22 protein-coding genes and 1 tRNA gene are annotated in these 19,446 nt (G+C 69.1%); 8 read left to right on the forward strand and 15 right to left on the reverse strand.

Annotation, left to right across the window (positions count from 1 at the left end):
* Window positions 1-22 precede the first annotated feature (22 nt).
* Together EOV43_RS12790 and EOV43_RS12795 are read right to left on the reverse strand one after the other, a co-directional pair.
* The gene (locus EOV43_RS12790; RefSeq protein WP_128221635.1) at window positions 23-1,324 is read right to left on the reverse strand and encodes a molybdopterin molybdotransferase MoeA; all 1,302 of its coding nucleotides are present in this window, start codon (window positions 1,322-1,324) and stop codon (window positions 23-25) included.
* Between the two features lie 64 nt (window positions 1,325-1,388).
* The gene (locus EOV43_RS12795; protein WP_128221636.1) at window positions 1,389-2,825 is read right to left on the reverse strand and encodes a UTP--glucose-1-phosphate uridylyltransferase; all 1,437 of its coding nucleotides are present in this window, start codon (window positions 2,823-2,825) and stop codon (window positions 1,389-1,391) included.
* A gap of 22 nt (window positions 2,826-2,847) precedes the next feature.
* Here EOV43_RS12795 and EOV43_RS12800 point away from each other — a divergent pair, with 22 nt between their 5' ends.
* The 4 genes from EOV43_RS12800 (at window position 2,848) to EOV43_RS12815 (ending at window position 5,054) form a co-directional block, all read left to right on the forward strand.
* On the forward strand, window positions 2,848-3,468 hold the full coding sequence (locus EOV43_RS12800; RefSeq protein ID WP_128221637.1) for a 5-formyltetrahydrofolate cyclo-ligase: 621 nt from the start codon (window positions 2,848-2,850) through the stop codon (window positions 3,466-3,468).
* Window positions 3,469-3,534: 66 nt separating this feature from the next.
* On the forward strand, window positions 3,535-3,732 hold the full coding sequence (locus EOV43_RS12805; protein WP_128221638.1) for an FmdB family zinc ribbon protein: 198 nt from the start codon (window positions 3,535-3,537) through the stop codon (window positions 3,730-3,732).
* A gap of 162 nt (window positions 3,733-3,894) precedes the next feature.
* Window positions 3,895-4,536 carry an SAF domain-containing protein gene (locus tag EOV43_RS12810; RefSeq protein WP_128221639.1) on the forward strand — a complete coding sequence of 214 codons (642 nt, stop codon included), beginning with the start codon at window positions 3,895-3,897 and terminating at the stop codon, window positions 4,534-4,536.
* Between the two features lie 137 nt (window positions 4,537-4,673).
* Window positions 4,674-5,054 (forward strand): MscL family protein, encoded by a 381-nt coding sequence (locus EOV43_RS12815; RefSeq protein ID WP_128221640.1) that lies wholly within the window; start codon window positions 4,674-4,676, stop codon window positions 5,052-5,054.
* Window positions 5,055-5,140: 86 nt separating this feature from the next.
* On the opposite strand, the gene EOV43_RS12820 is transcribed toward EOV43_RS12815, so the two are convergent.
* On the reverse strand, window positions 5,141-5,368 hold the full coding sequence (locus tag EOV43_RS12820; protein ID WP_128221641.1) for a hypothetical protein: 228 nt from the start codon (window positions 5,366-5,368) through the stop codon (window positions 5,141-5,143).
* A 69-nt stretch (window positions 5,369-5,437) separates the two neighbouring features.
* Window positions 5,438-6,712 (reverse strand): LCP family protein, encoded by a 1,275-nt coding sequence (locus EOV43_RS12825; RefSeq protein ID WP_128221642.1) that lies wholly within the window; start codon window positions 6,710-6,712, stop codon window positions 5,438-5,440.
* Between the two features lie 143 nt (window positions 6,713-6,855).
* On the opposite strand from EOV43_RS12825, the gene EOV43_RS12830 reads away from it, so the two are divergent.
* On the forward strand, window positions 6,856-8,085 hold the full coding sequence (locus EOV43_RS12830; protein WP_128221643.1) for a saccharopine dehydrogenase family protein: 1,230 nt from the start codon (window positions 6,856-6,858) through the stop codon (window positions 8,083-8,085).
* Between the two features lie 15 nt (window positions 8,086-8,100).
* On the opposite strand, the gene EOV43_RS12835 is transcribed toward EOV43_RS12830, so the two are convergent.
* The 5 genes from EOV43_RS12835 to EOV43_RS12855 all read right to left on the reverse strand — a co-directional run bounded on the left by EOV43_RS12835 (window position 8,101) and on the right by EOV43_RS12855 (window position 10,318).
* Window positions 8,101-8,907, reverse strand: a complete 807-nt coding sequence (locus EOV43_RS12835) for a hypothetical protein (protein ID WP_128221644.1) — start codon at window positions 8,905-8,907, stop codon at window positions 8,101-8,103.
* A gap of 1 nt (window position 8,908) precedes the next feature.
* Entirely contained in the window at window positions 8,909-9,103 is a 195-nt protein-coding gene (locus EOV43_RS12840) for a hypothetical protein (protein WP_128221645.1), read from the reverse strand.
* A 149-nt stretch (window positions 9,104-9,252) separates the two neighbouring features.
* The gene (locus EOV43_RS12845) at window positions 9,253-9,648 is read right to left on the reverse strand and encodes a hypothetical protein (RefSeq protein WP_128221646.1); all 396 of its coding nucleotides are present in this window, start codon (window positions 9,646-9,648) and stop codon (window positions 9,253-9,255) included.
* Between the two features lie 146 nt (window positions 9,649-9,794).
* Window positions 9,795-10,100 (reverse strand): DUF2510 domain-containing protein, encoded by a 306-nt coding sequence (locus EOV43_RS12850; protein WP_128221647.1) that lies wholly within the window; start codon window positions 10,098-10,100, stop codon window positions 9,795-9,797.
* A 142-nt stretch (window positions 10,101-10,242) separates the two neighbouring features.
* Window positions 10,243-10,318, reverse strand: a tRNA-Arg gene (locus EOV43_RS12855).
* 87 nt (window positions 10,319-10,405) lie between these two features.
* On the opposite strand from EOV43_RS12855, the gene EOV43_RS12860 reads away from it, so the two are divergent.
* Together EOV43_RS12860 and EOV43_RS12865 are read left to right on the forward strand one after the other, a co-directional pair.
* Window positions 10,406-10,675 carry a DUF2277 domain-containing protein gene (locus tag EOV43_RS12860; protein ID WP_128221648.1) on the forward strand — a complete coding sequence of 90 codons (270 nt, stop codon included), beginning with the start codon at window positions 10,406-10,408 and terminating at the stop codon, window positions 10,673-10,675.
* Window positions 10,672-11,529, forward strand: coding sequence for a Sir2 family NAD-dependent protein deacetylase (locus EOV43_RS12865; protein WP_128221649.1), 858 nt, complete (start codon window positions 10,672-10,674; stop codon window positions 11,527-11,529). Before EOV43_RS12860 ends, EOV43_RS12865 begins: the two co-directional genes overlap by 4 nt.
* Before the next feature lie 48 nt (window positions 11,530-11,577).
* Here the strand turns inward: EOV43_RS12865 and EOV43_RS12870 are convergent, their stop codons facing one another.
* The 3 genes from EOV43_RS12870 to EOV43_RS12880 form a co-directional block, all read right to left on the reverse strand.
* Window positions 11,578-12,264, reverse strand: a complete 687-nt coding sequence (locus EOV43_RS12870) for an iron-dependent transcriptional repressor DtxR (protein ID WP_128221650.1) — start codon at window positions 12,262-12,264, stop codon at window positions 11,578-11,580.
* Window positions 12,265-12,543: 279 nt separating this feature from the next.
* Window positions 12,544-13,077, reverse strand: coding sequence for a MarR family winged helix-turn-helix transcriptional regulator (locus EOV43_RS12875; protein WP_128221651.1), 534 nt, complete (start codon window positions 13,075-13,077; stop codon window positions 12,544-12,546).
* Between the two features lie 3 nt (window positions 13,078-13,080).
* Window positions 13,081-14,724 (reverse strand): MDR family MFS transporter, encoded by a 1,644-nt coding sequence (locus tag EOV43_RS12880; protein ID WP_239022122.1) that lies wholly within the window; start codon window positions 14,722-14,724, stop codon window positions 13,081-13,083.
* 213 nt (window positions 14,725-14,937) lie between these two features.
* On the opposite strand from EOV43_RS12880, the gene EOV43_RS12885 reads away from it, so the two are divergent.
* Window positions 14,938-15,591 (forward strand): response regulator, encoded by a 654-nt coding sequence (locus EOV43_RS12885; RefSeq protein WP_128221652.1) that lies wholly within the window; start codon window positions 14,938-14,940, stop codon window positions 15,589-15,591.
* On the opposite strand, the gene EOV43_RS12890 is transcribed toward EOV43_RS12885, so the two are convergent.
* The 3 genes from EOV43_RS12890 to EOV43_RS12900 form a co-directional block, all read right to left on the reverse strand.
* A complete protein-coding gene (locus EOV43_RS12890; RefSeq protein WP_128221653.1) occupies window positions 15,560-16,396 on the reverse strand; it encodes a CheR family methyltransferase in 837 nt (278 codons plus the stop codon). The two genes, EOV43_RS12885 and EOV43_RS12890, sit on opposite strands and share 32 nt — an antisense overlap.
* Window positions 16,393-17,607, reverse strand: a complete 1,215-nt coding sequence (locus EOV43_RS12895) for a protein-glutamate methylesterase/protein-glutamine glutaminase (RefSeq protein WP_128221654.1) — start codon at window positions 17,605-17,607, stop codon at window positions 16,393-16,395. Before EOV43_RS12895 ends, EOV43_RS12890 begins: the two co-directional genes overlap by 4 nt.
* An 84-nt stretch (window positions 17,608-17,691) precedes the next feature.
* Entirely contained in the window at window positions 17,692-19,356 is a 1,665-nt protein-coding gene (locus EOV43_RS12900) for a methyl-accepting chemotaxis protein (RefSeq protein ID WP_128316354.1), read from the reverse strand.
* Window positions 19,357-19,446 lie beyond the last annotated feature (90 nt).

Genomic DNA, 19,446 nt, shown 5'->3' on the forward strand with positions numbered 1-19,446 from the left:
CGGCGACCGCCCCATCCTGCCCTCAGAACTCCTCGTCGAGGAAGAGAACCGGGACCATCTCCCCCGCCTCCACCGACGTCACCGTGGCGTCGAGACGCACCAGGCAGTTGGCGGTGGCGAGGTCTCCGGGCTGCGGGTCGCTGCTGCCGTAGTGGCCGCGCAGCGCGGCGGCAGGCGTGGCGGAGAGGCCCTGACGGTCACTGCCCTGGACCGCAGCGACGAACTCCGTCACCCCGGCCGGGGAACGCAGGCCGTGAGTGAGGCGTGCGAGTCGGGTGGGACGTTCCACCGGCAGCGTTCCCATCAGCGTGCGCAGGACCGGGAGGACGACCGTCTGGAACGCGACGTAGGCGGCGGCCGGGTCGCCGGGCAGGCAGAGCACCGGCACCCGGTCCTCACCGACGTGGCCGAAGCCGAGGTGTCCGCCGGGCGTCATCGCGACGTCGACGAACTCGACCCCGCCGAGACCGCCGACGGAGTGGGCTCGCTCCCCCAGCGCTTCCCGAACGACGTCGAAGCCACTGCCGGCGGTTCCGCCGGTGGTCACCACGAGGTCGGCGCGGACCAGCTGGTCGCCCAACGCCTCGGTGAACGCGCGCACGTCGTCGGGGACGATCCCGACGCGGTAGACGGTCGCGCCGGCCGTGCGGGCCGACGCGGCGAGCAGGTAGGAGTTGCCGTCGTAGACGGAGTCGTGGGTCAGCGCCGCTCCCGGCTCGCGGAGTTCGGCACCGGTGGAGATCACCACGACGCGCGGACGCGGACGCGAGCGCACCTGGGCACGACCCAGCGCCGCGAGCAGCCCCAGGTGACGCGGCCCCAGCACGGTGCCGTGCTCCAGGACGACGTCACCGGCACCCACGTCGGCGCCGGCGCGGCGCACGTTCTCGCCGGGCACACCTCCACGGGTCACGACGACGCGGGCGACGCCGCCGTCGGTCCACGCCAGCGGCAGCACGCAGTCGGCGCCCGCCGGGACCGGGGCACCCGCACCGATCCGCAGAGCGGTGCCGGGCGAGAGCGCGAGGTGGGCGGCACGGCCGGAGACCACCTCGCCGACGACCGGCAGCTGCACCGGCTCGTCGCGGGTGGCGCCGCGGACGTCGGCGTGCCGAACTGCGTACCCGTCGACAGCAGAGCTGTCGACGTGCGGCAGGGCCACGTCCGCGACGACGTCCTGCGCGACGGCCATGCCGAGGGCATCCATGAGGGGCAGGGGGAAGTCCGGCAGCGGCCGGACGCCCGCGACGACGCATGCCACGAAGTCGTCGACCTCGAGCTGGTCGTCGCGGGCACGGTCGTCGCGGGCGGTGGCGTGGTTCATCTCAGGTCCCATCGGTGGTGCTGGTCGGTGCTGTCGCATGACCCTCCCCCCGGTGGGCTCTGGGTCACTCCGAGCGGGTCGGTGCGGAGCTCTCCAGCGATGCGGTGGACTCACCCAGGACCGCGCCGGAGTCGACCCGCTGGGCCGCCGGAGCGGTGAGCGCGACGTCGCCGGTGAAGGTGACGCCGCGACCGAAGGTGAAGTCACCGTCGATGCGTACCGAAGAAGCATCCTTCATCGAGGGTGCGCCGTCGGGGAACCGCTTGTCGAACTCGCCGACGAGCTTGTAGAAGTCGCCCTTGAGGTCGACGAACGGAACCTCGTCGCTCACCTGGTCGAGGACGAAGTCGGGCGAGATGTCGTAGACGTCCGAACGCAGGACCAGCAGGTCGTTGGTGGTCTTGACCGGGACGAACCGGTCGCGGCCGACCTCGATCGTCTGCGCGCCGTCGAAGACCTCGATCGCGGCGCCCATGGCGGTCTCGATCTGGATCACCGACGGCGAGGACGGGTCGGCCGGGTCGACGGTCTTGACGTTGCGGATCATCGGGAGGCCGAGGATGCCCTGACGCTCGGTGAGCGTCTTCTTCATCGCGTGCAGGTCGAACCAGAGGTTGTTGGTCGAGGTGTACTTGTGACGTGAGAGGTCGGCCAGGGCCGACTTGTCCTCGTCGAGGGTCTGCGCGGTCTCGCGCAGGACGATCCGGCCGTCGGACTTGCGACGGGCGAAGTGGCCGCCCTTGCGGTCCGACGCGGTGCGACGCACGGCCTCGATCGCGAACGGGGCGCCCGAGGTGGCGAACCAGCCGGCGACGCGGGCGTCGGGGATGGCGCCGAGGTTGTCGGAGTTGGAGACGAAGACGTACCGGTAGCCGGCCTCGATCAGGGTGTCGAGCATGCCCGATCCCTGCAGCGCGGTGTAGATGTCGCCGTGGCCCGGCGGGCACCACTCCAGCGACGGGTCCTTGGGCCAGGAGGCAGGGGTGAGGCCGTCGACGAGGAGCTTGGGCTCCTTGTTCTGCAGGAACTCCAGCGGGATGCCGTCGACGGGCAGGTCGGCGTAGCGCGCGACCGCGTCGAGGGTGTCCTGGGAGGTGCGGAACGAGTTCATGAAGACCAACGGGAGCGGCGCTTCGTACTTCTCGCGCAGCTTCAGGACCTGGCGCACGGCGATGTCGAGGAACGACAGCCCGCGGCGGACACAGAGCAGCGACTTGGCGCGGTCCATGCCCATCGACGTGCCGAGGCCGCCGTTGAGCTTGATCACGACCGTCTTGCGAACCGCGGCGAGCGCGTCCTCGTCAGAGACCTCGACGTCGGCCAGCGAAGGCATGTCGAGGGGGTCGATCGTGGACTCCGGCACCATGCCGGTCTCACCGTGCTCCAGGAGCCGGTAGTAATGGGCGAACGTCTCGACGGCGACTTCGTCGACGCCGGCCTCGCGCATCTTGTCCCGGGCGGCGGTGAGACCTGCCGCGCCGTTGCGTGCAGATGTAGGCATTGGCCGATCGTAGGCTGACTACATGTGTGAGCAGGAAAACGGTCCAGACCCGCGCAGCGGTGACGCCGTTGCTGAGCGCAAACGTGACCTGCGTGAACGTCTCCTGACGGCTCGCCGTCACACACCCCAGGAGGTTCTCGACGCACGCGCCGCGTCGCTGGGGGCCCACGTCCTGGCGATCCCCGAGGTGGCCTTCGCGGGCACCGTGGCGGCCTACGTCTCGATGGGCACCGAACCACCCACCGACGCCGTCCTGGCCGCGTTGCACGCCCGCGGAGCACACGTGCTGCTGCCGGTACTGCTGGGCGACAACGACCTCGACTGGGCGCCGTACGAGGGCCCCGACTCCCTGCGGGACGCCGGACGGGGCTTGCGTGAACCCGCCACAACACCTCTGGGAGTGGACGCCGTGGCTTCTGCTGACGTCGTGCTCGTCCCGGGCCTCGCGGTCTCGGCGGACGGGGTCCGGATGGGACGGGGCGGCGGCTCCTACGACCGCGCTCTGGCCCGGGTCGGTGAGAACGCCCTGCGGGTGCTGCTGCTGCACCCCGACGAGATCGACCAGGACGTCCCCGCCGCACCGCACGACCAGCGCGTCGACGTCGTGGTGAGCGCCGAGGGCGTCGTCCGCTTCACGGCCTGAATCCAACGGCCTGAATCCAACGGTCTGAATCCAGCGCGCGACCGCGAGTGGCGTAAACTCCTCGTCGTGCCGACCTACCAGTACGCGTGCACGGAGTGCGGTCACGCCTTCGAGCAGTTCCAGAGTTTCAGTGACGACGCCCTGACCGTCTGCCCTGAGTGCGACGGTCGCCTGCGCAAGGTGTTCAACAACGTGGGCGTCACGTTCAAGGGATCGGGCTTCTACCGCACCGATTCCCGCTCCTCGGGCAGCTCGTCGGACTGACGCACCCCGGACACGCTTCCCCAGAGAAGTTGTCCCTACGAATCTGATCGACAGCCGTCCTGCCTCCCCAGGCAGGGCGGCTGTCGTCGTTCCTGGAGGCCGTCCACAGCCCTCGCTCCGCCTCGATGTTCGACGGCGCCGACGCCGCCTAGGTTCACCCGGGTGAATCCCACCCCGTCCACGTCAGTCTCCTCGGCCCGCCTGGCCCGGGCCCGCGCCCTGGCCACCTACCACCGTCGATGGATCGCGGGTGCCTGCGTGGCGGCAGCACTCTGGACAGGTCTGGGCGCCACGGCCTCGCAGGGCGAGGACGGAACGGCCGTCGTCGTCGCCGCTCAGGATCTCCCTGCTGGCACCCGTCTCGACGACGTCGACCTGGCGAGCACCCGCTTCGCGGAGGACCAGGTACCCGACGGTGCGCTCGTCCTCGACGACGTCCGGGGCCGGACGTTGGCCTCGCCGCTGCGGCGCGGGGAGCCGGTGACGGACGCACGGCTGCTCTCCCCCGGCCTGACCGAGCACGTACCCGGACGCAGCGTCGTCCCGGTGCGGCTGGGCGACCCCGACGTGGCTGCGCTGCTGCGCGTGGGGGACGTCGTCGAACTGTGGGCGGTCGACCCGCGCGGCGTCGGTCACCGGTCCCTGAGCAGCGCCGCCCGCGTGGTGGCCGTGGTACCGGCGTCGGCACGTCGCAGTGGCGGCGACGCGGGGCCGTTGGTGGCGCTGGCGGTGGCGCCGGGCGAGGCCGGGGGCGTGGCCGCAGCGGGTGGGGACGGCTCGATCAGGGTCGTTCTCACCTCGTGATCCATGGCGTCATGCACGTCTTTCGAAGAAAGACGTGCCCCTCGCGTCATGAGGTGGTGGTTGACGCGTCAGGGAGAGGGCGGATTACCGTGGGCCGCCTGACCACCCACGGACACGACGAGTCACGGAGAGTGCACATGACCGGCTTCAAGAACTTCCTGCTGCGCGGCAACCTGATCGAGCTTGCCACCGCAGTCATCATGGCGACCGCCTTCGGCGCCGTGGTCACCGCCACCGTCACCCTGATCATGGACCTGATCGGAAAGATCGGCGGCACCCCCGACTTCTCCTCCTACAACCCCGGTGGCGTCAGCATCGGTGCCTGGCTGACCGCCCTGATCTCGTTCCTGATCATGGCTGCGGTCGTCTACTTCTTCATCATCACGCCCTACACCAAGGCCAAGGAGAAGTACTTCCCGGCCAAGGACGAGGAGGACGCCGCCGCTCCCGAGGACATCGTCCTGCTGCAGGAGATCCGCGACCTGCTCGCCGCGAACAACTCCAAGCACCGCGCCTGACCCACGTCACGGCTCGTCGACGTCCGACGACGCTGAAGGCCCCGCACCCGATGGGTTGCGGGGCCTTCGCCGTTCCGGGGAAGGTCTCAGCCGTGACCGCCGTGATGCGGCGGTACCTGACTCAGCAGCCAGGCCTCGGAGGCGTTGCGGGCGGACGGACGGCTCACGCCGGGGTCACGTTCGTCGCGGGTGGTGGACGGCAGGACGTCGCCGAAGATCTCGGCGAGTCGACGCTTGCGCTGCCAGTCGCTCTCGGCCTTCGCCGAGGAGGTGGGGGCGACGCCGTCCGGGGTGGAGTCGTCGGAAGTGCTCATGACTCCAGAGTGCCACTGCACCGGTCGTGCGAGCACGTCCGGGCGAGCCCGCCCAGTTGACGGGCTGGCTCAGAGGCAGAGGCCCTTCTCGGCCGCGGCAGCGATCTCGGCCTCGGTCGGGCCCTCGTCCTCGGGAGCCTTGGTGACGTCCACGCTGGGCTCCGACGACGGCGAGGCAGAAGGCGCGGCAGACGCGGAGGCGTCCTTCTTCGGCTTCTTCTCCTTCTTCTCCCCGGCCGCGATGGCGTCGGCGGTGAACTCCTCGCCGAGGGCCTCGTCGTGCGCGATCTTGTCCCACATCTCCTGGGCCTCGGGCTTCCAGGCGACCCGGTTGGGGTTCTGGTCCCAGGCACCGTTGGGGACGGTGAGGAACTGGATCTGGTGGAGGCCGACGCTGTTGAGGCTCAGACCGAACTTGGCGAGCTCCTTGAGGTCGGCCAGACCCTCGGAGATCATCAGAGACTTCGTGGTGGCGTTGGCGAACTTGTAGACCTTGTCGAAGCGGGCCAGCGTGCCCTTGGAGACCACCTTGTTGACCAGCGAGGCCACGAAGGTCTGCTGGCGGGTGATCCGGTCGAGGTCGCTGCCCGAGCCGATGTAGCGCAGACGGACGTAGCCCAGGGCTTCCTCGCCGTCCATGTCGCGTTCGCCCTTCGGGAAGAACTGGCCGGTCTTGGGGTCGGTGATGTCGCGCGGGACGCACATCGGGACGCCGCCGACGGCGTCGACCATGTCGACGAACCCGGCGAACTTGACCTCGATCGTCTCGTCCACGCGGACGCCGGTCGCGGCCTCGAACTGGGCGACGGTGCAGGCCGCGCCGCCGACGCTGTACGCCTCGTTCCACTGCGCGTTGATCTTGGCCGGGACCTCGTCGTCGCTTCCGCAGGCGGGGCGGTCGACGATCGAGTCGCGCGGGATCGAGACGCCGTAGGCGCGAGTGCGGTCGGCGGAGACGTGCACGAGGATCGTCGTGTCGGAACCGTTGAGGCCCTGCTCGTCGTCGATGGCGTTCTCGCCCTCGCGGGTGTCGAGGCCCATGATGAGGACGGTCTTGGACTTGCCGTCGCCGTAGTCCTCAGGACGATCGGCGTTGTCCAGGTGTGCGAACGGGTCCGTCTTCTCGATGTTGGCCTGCAGGTGTCGGTAGGCGAAGACCACGCCGAGACCGGTGACCAGCGCGAGCACGAGCACGGTGGAGGCCAGCACGGTGAAGATGGTGCGGCTGCGCTTCGGCTTGCCGCGGCGCTTGCCGGCGACCTTGCGCTGTGCAGCGATGCGCTCGACGTCCGACGGGGCTGCTGAACCGGGCTCGACCGAGTGCCGCGGCTGCTGCTCGTCCATGCCCACCTCGTGTTCCGTGCCCGACACAGCGTCGGGACCCGCACTGAATATACGGGCCCGAGGCCAACGAACGAGCACGGACGCAGCCCCTCGGGGACGTGATCCTCTTCCGACGAGCCGCTCCCACTGACACCATGAGTCACATGACCGGAGCCGATGAGCCGCGCGTGACCCGCCTGTCCCACGACCGCGACTTCGACGTGGTCCTCCTGGGCGCGACCGGATTCACGGGGACGCTGACCGCACGGCACCTGGCCGAACACGGCCCCGCAGGGTTGCGCTGGGCCGTCGCCGGCCGCGACCCGTCACGCCTGGACCAGCTCGTGGAGTCGCTCGCCGACGCCCCCTGCCCGCCGTCGCACTGGGCGGTGGTGGAGACGCCCGAGCCGGGCGACGAGGCCCGCACCGCTCGGCTGGAGGAGCTGGTGCAGAGCACCGCAGTGCTGGTCACCACGGTCGGGCCGTACCTGGAGCTCGGCGAACCGGTGGTGAAGGCGTGCGCCACCCACGGCACCCACTACCTCGACCTCACCGGGGAACCAGAGTTCGTGGACCGAATGTTCGACCTCTACGACGACGTGGCGCGAGCCTCGGGTGCTCGGCTGGTGCACTCGTGCGGGTTCGACTCGATCCCGCACGACCTGGGGGTGCAGTTCGTCCTCGAGAAGCTCGCTGCTGGTGGGGCTCTCACGGAGCCGGTCACCGTGCAGGGCGTGGTGCGGACCGCCGGCACCGTCTCGGGCGGGACGTTCCACTCCGCGCTGGGCGCGTTCGCCCGTCAGAAGCAGGCACGACAGGCTGCGGACCGGCGTCGACGACGCGAGCCACGCCCGCCGGGACGCATCGTCCGGGTCGAGAACCCGCGTCCTCGACGCGACCAGGATTCAGGACTGTGGCTGGTTGCGTTGCCCACGATCGACCCGGCCGTGGTGGCCAGGAGCGCACGGGCGTTGCCTGCGTACGGCACTGACTTCACCTACGCCCACCTCGCGGGGATCCAACGGACCTCGACACTCGCCAAGGCCGGCCTCGGGCTGGGAGCTCTCGCTGTCGCCGCGCGGATCGGACCGCTCAGGAAGCTCGTGGGGTCACGGATCCCCCGTGGCAGTGGGCCGTCGGAGGAGCGTCGGGATCGGGGCTGGTTCACCGTGGACTTCACTGCCACTTCGGGCGGTCGTACCGCGAAGGCCCGCGTGAGCGGCGGCGACCCCGGCTACACCGAGACCTCGAAGATGCTGGCTGAGTCCGCCCTGTGCCTGGTGATGGACGACGTCCCCGACGTCGCCGGGCAGGTGACCACCGCGGTGGCGTTCGGGCCGTTGCTGCGGGAACGACTGGTGGCTCGGGGCATGGAGTTCATCTCGGAGACCTGAACCGACCCCGGGGCCTCATGGCTGCTCCTCTGCGTAGCGCAGTCCGCTGGCGCTGCTGCTCGAGAGCGCTGACCAGCCCGCTCTCACCAGACCCTTCCCGTCGCCCACCACCTTCTTGGCAAGGTCGAGCATCACGTCGTCGACCTGGCCGAGGAGTCCCAGGATCGCGTCGTCGAGGCCCCTCAGCAGCAGGATCACGGCGTCGTAGGTCTTCCGCAGATTCGCGGCTTCCTTCGCGGCGTCGGCAGCAGTGGCGAACGTGGCCGCCGCCTGTCCCACTACGGGCACGAAACCCGCGAGGGAGAAGTTCCGGACCGCTTTCACGATCAGGTCGCTGATGACGGATCGGATGAGACTCCGTACGGCGTCCACGGCCATCGCCACACGTTCCAGAGACGCGGCCTCAGACTCCAGCATTCGCGCGAGCGCACGCGTGGCGCCCAGAGTCGCGGCGCGCGCCACCGCATGGGGTCCTGCGGCCTCTCCGGTCCACAGTGTCGCGCCGTGCACGTTCTCCTGCTCGACCACGGCCAGTGACGCTGCCGACGAGGCGAATGTGGCCGAGAAGCTCCTCACCGCGTCTGGAGATCCGCCCAGGGAGTCGAGCCAGTGATCTAGCGGGTACATGTGTTCGATCAACCAGCTGACACCGAACGAGGCAGCGGTGTCCACCGCGGCGCCCTTCACGAACAGTCCCACGACGTCAAGCCCCGACGAGGCGAGGTCGAGCATGCCGGGCAACGCGTCGCCCTTGTCCAGCGACTCAGCTCCGCTGTAGAGCGCTGCCGCCGGAGTACCTGCGAAGAAGTCGACCATCTCCATGTCAGTTGCCCACCTGGGGAACGTCCACTCCATCCACCCGGACTGTCAGCGCCTCGATCCTGTGTGCCACGCGCCGGTCGACCTCGACATGGTCCTGGGCAGTGGCCACCAACGCCGAGGCGATGCGACCCCAGAGCTCGCCCACTGCCCCGATCGCGTCAGCGACCTCCTCGGTCGAACGGTTGACGGTTCCCACCAGCGTCCTGCCAATGAACCCCATGTCAGAGGAACCCAACGACGCCCCACGCACCCGCGCTGCCGCTTCAGCGCAGGTTCCCGCGTGCCCATCGTTCGCCTTCGCCTCCCGCCGGAGCACACCGGGGTCGAGACGGATCTGGCCCGCGCTCATGAGGCGCCCTGCCCGTTCGCACGCTCGATCCCGAAGCGGGCCGCCATGTCGTCCAGGCTGGAGAGGACCACGGGGTCGTCCTCGCCCCACGTCTCGACGGTGACGGCGCGAGCCGCGGCCATGACGTCGGTGAGCGCAGCCCGCAGCGCGAACTGGACCGCGTGGGCCAACGTCGCCGGCGCGGTGCCGCGAGTGGCGTCGTCGAACCGGATGTCGGTGAGCATCCCGCCGGCGTCGACGATGACGTGGACACCGCGGTACGAGCCCCGTCCGCGCAGGCGGGTGATCCGGTCGGCGTGGGCACGAGCCCGGACGACGGCTGCCTCGGCGCGAGCCATCTGTTCGTCCAGCGTGCGGGTCATGTCGGCAGCAGCGTCGCGTGTGGTCTCCATGCGCCCACCATGGCCCCGCACTCCCCCGGCCCGCTGGCGTCATCCACAGGAGGGCCCTCGTCTCCCGTCTGTGGATGCACCGCGGCAGGTGACGACCTCGCGTGCGCCAACGATCAGGGCATTAACCGCACTCCGTAGGCACCCACTCACTCGCAAGCGGGGTCGACGTAGGAGAAGCCGCCCATGGCGCGGTCCATGATCTGTTCGTGGCAGTCTTCTGGCCGCTCAGGCTTCGTCAATTCTGAGACCCAGGCAAGCACGTACAGCGCCGCCAAGATGCCGCCCATGACGCCGAGGAGGATCTTCCACGTCGACGGGCCGCCACTTTTAACGGGTTTGGGCATCCGCTGCCCGAATGCTTCGCCGTCCCAGTAGATCAGCGAGGAATCGTCATCCGGATCCGGATACCAACCCTTCTTGAGTTGGGTCGGCTGCTCGTCACTTGTCCCCATGAGCGAACACGGTAGATATACAAGGACAAGGACGGGATCCATTCCAGAATCGCGCTGACGGACAGCATGTGGCGGTGCTCAACGTCTCGATGCACGAAACCCCGCCATCCTGTCTGCACAGGATGACGGGGTTCGATCGTGGTGGTGCCCCAGGCAAGAGTCGAACTTGCGACCTTTCGCTTAGGAGGCGGCTGCTCTATCCACTGAGCTACTGGGGCGTGACGTCGCGCGAGCGCGTACGTCGGGGACATCTTGCCACCTCCGACCCTCTCCACGCCCGTCGGCTCGGGACGTAGCCTGATCACATGTGCCGCAACATCCGTCCGTTGAACAACTTCGCACCGCCCGCGACGGACGAGGAGGTGGCCGCCGCGGCGCTGCAGTTCGTCCGCAAGGTCGCCGGGACCACCCAGCCCTCGGCCGCGAACCAGGCGGCCTTCGATGCTGCGGTCGAGGAGATCACCCGGGCCACCCGCACGCTGGTGGACTCCCTGGTGACGTCGGCGCCGCCGAAGGACCGTGAGGTCGAGGCCACCAAGGCGCAGGCCCGCTCAGCAGCCAGGTTCGCGCGATGAGCGGCCACTTCGTACCCACCCAGCACGTCGACGTCGTCCGGGCCCTGGGGATGCTCGCCGAGGGCCCACTGGTGGTGCTCACCGGCGCCGGTCTCTCCACCGACTCCGGCATCCCTGACTACCGCGGGCCGCAGTCGGTACCGCGTCAGCCGATGACGTTCTCCGAGTTCGTCGCGACCCCGGAGGCGCGACGTCACTACTGGGCGCGCAGCCACCTGGGTTGGCGTCGGATGGGGGTCGCGGCCCCCAACGCCGGGCACCGCGCGTTGGCCGCGATCGACCCCGACCTGCTGATCACCCAGAACGTCGACGGGCTGCACGAGGCCGCGGGCTCCCGCAACGTCGTCGCCCTGCACGGCCGGGTCAGCGAGGTGATCTGTCTGGGCTGCCGGGAGATCTTCGCCCGCACCCTCGTCCAGGAATGGTTGGAGGCCTTGAACCCGGGCTGGGCCGAGGCCCACGCCGACGTCGAGATGCGTCCCGACGGAGACGTCGACCTCGACGAGACCGCCGACTTCGTGGTCCCGCCGTGCCCGTCGTGCGGTGGCGCGCTCAAGCCACACGTCGTCTTCTTCGGCGAGAACGTCGAGAAGCCGATCGTTCAGCGCTGCTTCGACGCCGTGGACGCCCTCACCACTCCCGACACCCAGGGCAGGCGTGGCGCACTGCTGGTGGTCGGTTCGTCGTTGACGGTGATGAGCGGACTGCGGTTCGCACGCCGGGCGGCCCGCAACGGCACCGACCTGGTGGTGGTCAACCGTGGCGCCACCCGCGCCGACGAGATCGCGACCGCAAAACTCGAGACCGGGGCCAGCGAGTTCCTCACTGCCCTGGCGGACGTGCGGAACCGCTGACCCCGGTCACGGAGTCGAGGCATCGAGCCCCCGTGGAGACGGAGTGGCTCAGACGACCTTGACGAAGATGTGGTCGGCCGACTCGTAGTCGATCTCGGCGGCCTCGCCACCGGAGCCGATCTGGACGCCCTCGGCGGTCGCGATGATCTTGACGGTCTTGTCCGGGACGGCGCCGACGCGACGCAGGGTCGCCATGAGCTCCTCGTCCTTCTGCAGGTCCTCGGAGATGCGACGCACGTTGACGCGTGCGGAGTCGAAGCTCGCAACCTTGGAGAGCGACGCGACGCCGTCCATGAAGGACTCGTCGTTCTTCTCCTGGCCCAGCTCCTCCAGACCCGGGATCGGGTTGCCGTACGGCGAGGCGGTGGGGTTGTCGAGGAGCTCGAGGAGACGACGCTCCACGTTCTCGCTCATGACGTGCTCCCAGCGGCAGGCCTCGGCGTGCACGAGCTCCCAGTCCAGGCCGATGACGTCGGTCAGCAGGCGCTCGGCGAGGCGGTGCTTGCGCATGACGCGGGTGGCCAGGCGCAGACCCTCCTCGGTCAGCTCGAGGTGGCGGTCGCCCTCGACGGTCAGGAGGCCGTCCCGCTCCATGCGGGCGACGGTCTGGGACACCGTCGGACCCGACTGGTGCAGGCGCTCGGCGATGCGCGCACGCAGCGGGACGATGCCCTCCTCCACGAGCTCGTAGATCGTGCGGAGGTACATCTCGGTGGTGTCGATGAGGTCGCTCACTCCCCCATTGTTGCCCACCGCGCCACACCCACGCACCTTGTTGAAGAAGGGACTGCTGTGGTGAGACGGACACCGAGCGTGGGCGGGTGACGACTCTCATGTTCTGGAACGATTCCAGAATGCCTGGGTGAGGCCGGTGACGCTGCAGCCGCGGCGTCCCCATGGCACCGCGGCCGCAGCCGTCCCCCACACCTTTTCCAGCGCCACGCGAGCGTTCAAGCACCACGCCCACGCCACGCAGAGACTTTCTCACCGAGCGCCTTCAGAGAGCGGCCCCGCTCAGAAGACGGGAGAACCGGACTCGTCCACCCAGTCGAGCAGCGCGTTGTACTTGCCGAGCAGCCCGACGAAGGTCTCGAGGTCGGCGTCCTGCCAGCCTTCCATCCCCTCCCGGAGGCGTTCGCGTCGGCCGCGACGCGCCTCCTCCAGTCGGTCACGCGCCTCCTGGGTGACGGAGATGATGCTGGCGCGGCGGTCGTCGGGGTCGGCCTCTCGGACCACCAGTCCGAGGTCGCTGAGCAACTGCACCTGACGTGAGACCGCGCCCTTGTCGATGCTGAAGTGCTCCGCGATCGCCGAGGCCCGCACCGGACCGTTGCAGTTCACGTAGGTCAGGGCCACGTACGACGTCGGCGCCAGATCGGGATGGATCCTGACCGCACGAATGGCGATCAGACGTCGAGCACGGCGCACCAGCACCACGACCTGCTGCTCGAGGTCGGTGAGCAGGTCGTCCCGGAAGGCGCCAGCCGCCCCGGGCTCCTCGACGGCCCCGGACTCCTCGTCGACCCCGTGCTCGACGCGTGAGTCCATCACTCAGCCCTCGACGGGAGCGGCGTCGGACTTCTTCAGCTCGACGGGAGCGGCGTCGGGCTTCTTCAACTCGTCGGCCCGCTTCACCGTCGTGCGCAGCGGAACCTCCTTGATGAAGAGGACCAGCACGAACCCGATCACGGCGAACGGGACGCTGAACAGGAAGACGTGGCTGACCGCGTCACCGTAGGCGTTCTCGAAGACCAGACGCACCGGCCCCGGGAGTTCGGACAGGTTCGGCACCGAGTGCGAGGAACCTTCCGAGGCCGCAGCGTCGAGACCGAGCTTGGCCATGCCCTCCGCGACCGCGTCGGAGACCTGGTGCGCCAGCACGGCACCCAGAGCGGCGACACCGGCCGAGCCACCGATGGAACGGAAGAACGCCACCAGCGCGGAGGCCGCGCCCATGTCCTTGAACGGGGTGACGTTCTGGACCGCGAGGACGAGGTTCTGCATCAGCAGACCGACACCCAGACCGAGCAGCAGCATGTAGAGACCGACCACGGCGAGCGGGGTCTCACGGTCGATCGTGGCCAGCAGAGCCATGCCGGCAGTCATCACGACTCCACCGAGGACCAGGAAGCGCTTCCACTTGCCGGTGGTGGTGATGAGCTTGCCCGAGACCATCGAGGAGACGAGCGTGCCGCCCACCATGCAGATGCTCATCAGGCCGGCCTTGGTGGGCGTCATGCCGCGCGAGAGCTGGAAGTACTGGCTCAGGTAGACCGAGGAACCGAACATCGCGATGCCCACCGCGACGGAGGCGAACGTGGCCAGCACGGTGGTGCGGTCGGCGAACAGACGCAGCGGCAGCACCGGGTCGACGGCGAACTTCGCCTCGACGAGGACGGCGAGCAGGAGCACGACGATCGAGCCCGCGGCCAGCAGGTAGGAGGTGTTCGAGGCCCAGTCGAACTGGTTGCCCGCCAAGGAGACCCACACCAGTAGCAGCGAGACGCCTGCCATCAGCAGGAACGAGCCGAGGTAGTCGATCGTCACCTTCTTCTTGGGGCGCGGCGCGAGGTGCAGGGTGCCCTGGATCAGGACGAGCGCGATCACGGCCAGCGGCAGAGCCGCGAAGAAGCACCAGCGCCACCCGAGGGTGTCGACCAGCAGACCGCCGACGAGGGGGCCGGCGACGGTGGCGGCAGCGAAGACCGAACCGGTGTACCCGGCGTAGCGTCCACGCTCACGCGGCGGGACCATCGAGGCGATGACGACCTGGATCAGCGCGGTGAGACCACCGATGCCGATGCCCTGGACGACGCGGGCGCCGATGAGGACCTTCATGTCGTCGGCCAGACCGGCACCCAAGGATCCGACGGCGAAGATGACCAGGGCGATCTGCACGAGCTTCTTCTGGTCGAAGAGGTCGGCGAGCTTGCCCCAGATCGGGGTGGTCGCGGTCATCGCCAGCAGTGTGCCGACGACGACCCACGTGTAACCGGTCTGGGTGCCGTCGAGCGCGGTCACGATCGGCGGGAGCGCGTTGTTGACGATCGTCGACGACGTCATGGCCGCGAACATGCCGAGCAGCAGGCCGCTCATGGCCTGGAGGATCTGCTTGTGCGTCATGGGGGCGCCGTCGCCGGCGAGGACGCCCGGCGGGGGGCCGGAGGGCGCCGCGGGGGCAGAGGGTGTGGACACGGGAACTCATTTCTGGGCTACGGCGGCCGGGCCGCTGCTGCACGGACAACGGTTGTCCGAGACAACCACATGAAAGGTTGCCACAAACAACCTTTTTCTCCAAGGTCGCCGCGCGCCCCGACCTGCAGGGACACGTACCCCATGTGATCGTGACCTGGCTCACTTGAGGTGACGATTTGTTACACACCCCACCTCGGGGGGTACCTACAAGAGGTGCAGAAGATTCGGGTCTTCCTGCTCGACGACCACGCGATCGTCCGCCACGGCCTCCGAGCACTCCTCGAGGCCGAACCGGACATCGAGGTCGTCGGCGAAGCAGGCAACGTGGTTGACGGTCTTTCCGGCGTGCTCGAGCACCGGCCGGACGTGGCTCTCCTCGACGCCAGGCTGCCTGACGGCTCAGGCGTGGACGTGGCGCGTGTGGTCTCCGCCCAGGCTCCCGAGGTCCGGATGCTGATGCTCAGCTCCTACGACGACGAACCCACCCTCGTCGCCGCGTTCTCCGCCGGCGTCCACGGCTACGTGCTCAAGCAGATCGCCGCCGAGAAGCTGCTCAGCGGCATCCGCGACGTCGCCGCCGGCAAGTCCCTCGTCGCTCCCGCCGTCGCGGCGCGGATGATGGACCGGATCCGTCGTCAGGACCAGGCCGAGAAGCAGCAGAGTCCCACGCTCGAGAACCTCACGCCCCAGCAGCAGCGGATCCTGCGTCTGATCGGCGAGGGCCTCACCAACCGCGAGATCGGTGCTCAGCTGTTCCTGGCCGAGAAGACGATCAAGAACAACGTCACGGCTCTCCTGGCTGCGCTCGGGGTCTCCCGGCGCACCCAGGCCGCGGTCATCGCCGCGCAGCTGTGGAAGCAGTCCTGAGCCGGTAGACCGACGATCGTCCCGCCGGAAGGCGCTCCCAGCCGTCGTCGATGCCCGAGGTCATCTCCGCGGCGCCGAGGAAGAGGTAGGCATCCGGGTTCATGACCCGACGCAGGCGACGGAGGATGTCGCGCTTGGTCTCGACGTCGAAGTAGATCAGCACGTTGCGCAGGAACACCACGTCGAACCGGCCGAGGTGGTCGAACGAGTGCAGCAGGTTGACCTTCGAGAAGGTCACCATCGAGGCGACCTCCGGGTCGAGGCGCCAGTTGACTCCCGCGCGCTGGAAGTGACGCACCAGCGTCGTCGCGGGCAGACCGCGGTTGACCTCGAGCTGGGAGTACTCCGCCGCTCGTGCCTTCGCGAGCACTTCGTCGGAGAGGTCGGTGCCGATGATCTCGACGCCGAAGCCGGTGAGCTCGGGGGTCTCCTTGACCGTCATCGCGACGCTGTACGGCTCCTGGCCGGTTGAGCAGGCCGCGGTCCACACCCGCAGACGACGCCCGGGTCGACGCGCGGCCAGATCGGGGAAGACGTCCTGACGCAGCGCCACGAACGGGTCACGGTCGCGGAAGAACGAGGTCTCGTTGGTGGTCAGTGCCTCGACGATGCGCTCCAGCAGACCCCGGTCACGCGAACGCTGGACGGAGTGGACGAAGGTGTCGACGTCGGCGAAACCCAGGCTGCGGGCCATGGGCTGGAGCCGGGACTCGACCAGGTACTCCTTGCCGGCCTCGAGCACGATGGCGCTCTCACGGCGGACGTGATCACGGACGAAGACGAAGACGTCAGGTGCCAGGGTCATGCCAGACCTCCTCGTCGGGTCTCACGGGATTCGCGACGGACGTCACTGCGAATGTCACTGCGAATGTCACTGCGGACAGGCTGCTCGGGGCGCTGGACGAGGCGCCGCTGCACCTCGGCTGCGATCAGGGAGAGCGGGAGCACCTGCTCGGCCAGACCGGCCTGGGCAACCGCTCCGGGCATCCCCCAGACCACCGAACTGGCGCGGTCCTGGGCGATCAGTGATCCGCCCGCCTCGACGAGCTTCTCCCCGCCCTTCAGCCCGTCGTGTCCCATGCCGGTGAGCACGAGGCCCAGGACAGGTCCTCCCGCGTTGGCGGCCGCCGAGCGGAACAGGACGTCGACCGCTGGTCGGCAGTAGTTCTCCGGCGGCTGTTGGTTGAGCGCCGCTTGCAGCGCCGCTCCGGCGCGGTTCACGGTGAGGTGGTGGTCGCCGGGCGCGATCACCACAGTGCCCGGCGCGAGCCGCATCCCGTCGGTGGCCTCCACGACCGGGAAGTCGCAGTGCCGGTCGAGTCGAGCCGCGAACTGGGCGGTGAAGACCGGGGGCATGTGCTGGACCACTGCGACCGGAACCGGGAGCGGCGGCAACGCCTTGAGCAGGTGGAACAGTGCTTCGGGACCGCCGGTCGAACTGCCGATCACGAGCATCCGGTAGCCGCGCACAGGAGAGACCGGCTCGCGCAGTTCGATGGCGTCGGGAACCGCCGGCTCACGGCGCGCAGGGCGGGCAGGGCGGGCAGGGCCAGCGGTGCCGACGGGCGCCGCACGACGCTCACGCAAGGCCGGGAGCGCCCCGCCGGGACGCGTCACGAGGTTCTTGATCAACGGGATCAGTGCGTCCCGGACCTGCTCGATCGAACGGGTGACGCTACCGACGTTGGCGGGCTTCGGGACGTAGTCCGAGGCGCCGGCCGCGAGGGCGTCGAAGGTCGCCGAGGCACCGCGTGCGGTGAGGGTGGAGAACATGATGATCGGGACCCGATTGCCGGTGGCGCGGATACCGCGGACCGCTTCGATGCCGTCCATCTCGGGCATCTCGACGTCCATCGTCACCAGGTCGGGGCGCAGGGAGGCGACCTTCTGCAGCGCCACCCGACCGTTGATCGCAGTGCCCACGACCTCGATGCCGGGGTCCTCGGAGAGGATGCCGGTGACCAGCCGCCGGATCACGACCGAGTCGTCGACGACGAGCACGCGAATCGGGGGCACCGGAACTCCTTCGGTCGGTGCCAGCCACACGGCTGACACCGACCAGATCGGCGCAGGTGGTCCAGACCTGAGCCGAAGGACGGATCAAGCCCGGAACTGGGCGATCGCGGCGCGCATCTCCTCAGTGCGGCGCGAGATCTGGTCGACCTCGGCCTGGGCCGCCGCGACGTGCTCGGAGGTGGCTCGGGCGGTCGAGGAGACACCGACGATGTTCTCCGCGATCTGACGGGTTCCCGCCGACGCCTCGACCACGTTGCGACCCATCTCGTTGGTCGTCGCGGTCTGCTCCTCCACCGCCGAAGCGATGGTGAGCTGGTAGTCGTTGATCGACCGGATGACCGTCTCGATCTCACCGATCGCACCCACCGCAGACGCGGTGTCGCCCTGGATCGCCTCGACCCGACGCGCGATGTCTTCAGTGGCACGCGCGGTCTCCTGCGCGAGCTCCTTGACCTCGTTCGCCACGACCGCGAAGCCCTTGCCCGCCTCACCGGCACGAGCGGCCTCGATCGTCGCGTTCAGTGCCAGCAGGTTGGTCTGCTCCGCGATCGAGGTGATCACCTTGACCACGTTCCCGATCTCCTGGCTCGACGCGCCGAGCTGGGCCACCGTGGTGCTGGTGGTCTCCACCGAACGCACCGCGTCGGAGGCAACCCGAGCCGCCTCGTTCGCCGAATGCGCGATCTCCCGGATCGAAGCCGTCATCTGCTCCGAACCAGCAGCCACGGTCTCCACGTTGCGCGAGACCTCCTCAGCCGCGTCGGAGACCACACCGGACTGCGCCGAGGTCTCGCCGGCGACGACAGCGATCTGCATGGCGTTGCTGGCCAACGTGTTCGCGGCCTCGGCCACGGCGTCAGAGGTCGAACCGACCCCGGCCATCATCGCGCGCAGCTTCTCGGTGGCGACGTCGAGGTCGGCAGCCATGGCGCCCAGCTCGTCGCGGTTGGTGACGTCCGCGCGACGGGTCAGGTCGCCCTGGGCAAGACCTTCGACGACGAAACGAACCCGCGCGATGTTGCCGGCCAGAGCAGCCGCGACCCACCAGGCGAGAGCGCCGGCGAGCACGAGGCCGGCCAGGAGCACGAGCACGGTGGTGCGCAGGGTCACGTGGTAGTCGTCGTCGACGGCCTGGGCGGCCGCGTTGGCGTCGGCGAACTCGAGGTCGCGCAGGCTCTGCAGAGTCCCCTCCATCAGGGTGATGAGCGGCTGGGCCTCGTCCGCCTCCAGGCGCAGCCACCGGTCGCGTCCCGACTCCAGACCCTCGGCGGCGCCTGCTCCGGTGTCGGACATGGCGGCGTCGGGCATCTCCTCGCTGACGAGGGTGAAGTACTCGTAGGCGGCGGTGCGCTGACGGTCGAGCGTGGCCGCAGCCTCCTCGCCCAGGTCCATCGCGCCGTAGGCCTGTCCAGCCGTCTGGAGGTCCTTCCAGAACGACTCGACCTTCTTCTGGGCCGCCTTCTTGTCCTTCATGTCGGGCTGGATCAGCACGTCCCGGCTGGCGGAGTGCATGCCCCGGAACGCGGTGTGCATGTCGGCGACGTACTGCAGACCGGTGAACTTGTCGTCACGCATGTCCTCCACGCTCGAGTTGAGGCTGCGCAGCGAGGTGACCCCCACGATGCCGACGACGACCGCGACGAACGCAGCCACACCCACCGAAACCAGGGTCTTGACACGGACGCTGCGGTCTCGCATGACGCGCTGGACGACGGAACGGTCGGCGTGCGATGAACGGGGATCACTCATGGCCGCCCGATCGACGCAGCGCCCTCGCTCCTGAGCGAAGGTCTCGTCTCGTCCCCGCCAACGGGACGACCACACCCCCAAACAGGGGGA

It is taken from the genome of Nocardioides yefusunii, assembly GCF_004014875.1.
GTDB lineage: Bacteria > Actinomycetota > Actinomycetes > Propionibacteriales > Nocardioidaceae > Nocardioides > Nocardioides yefusunii.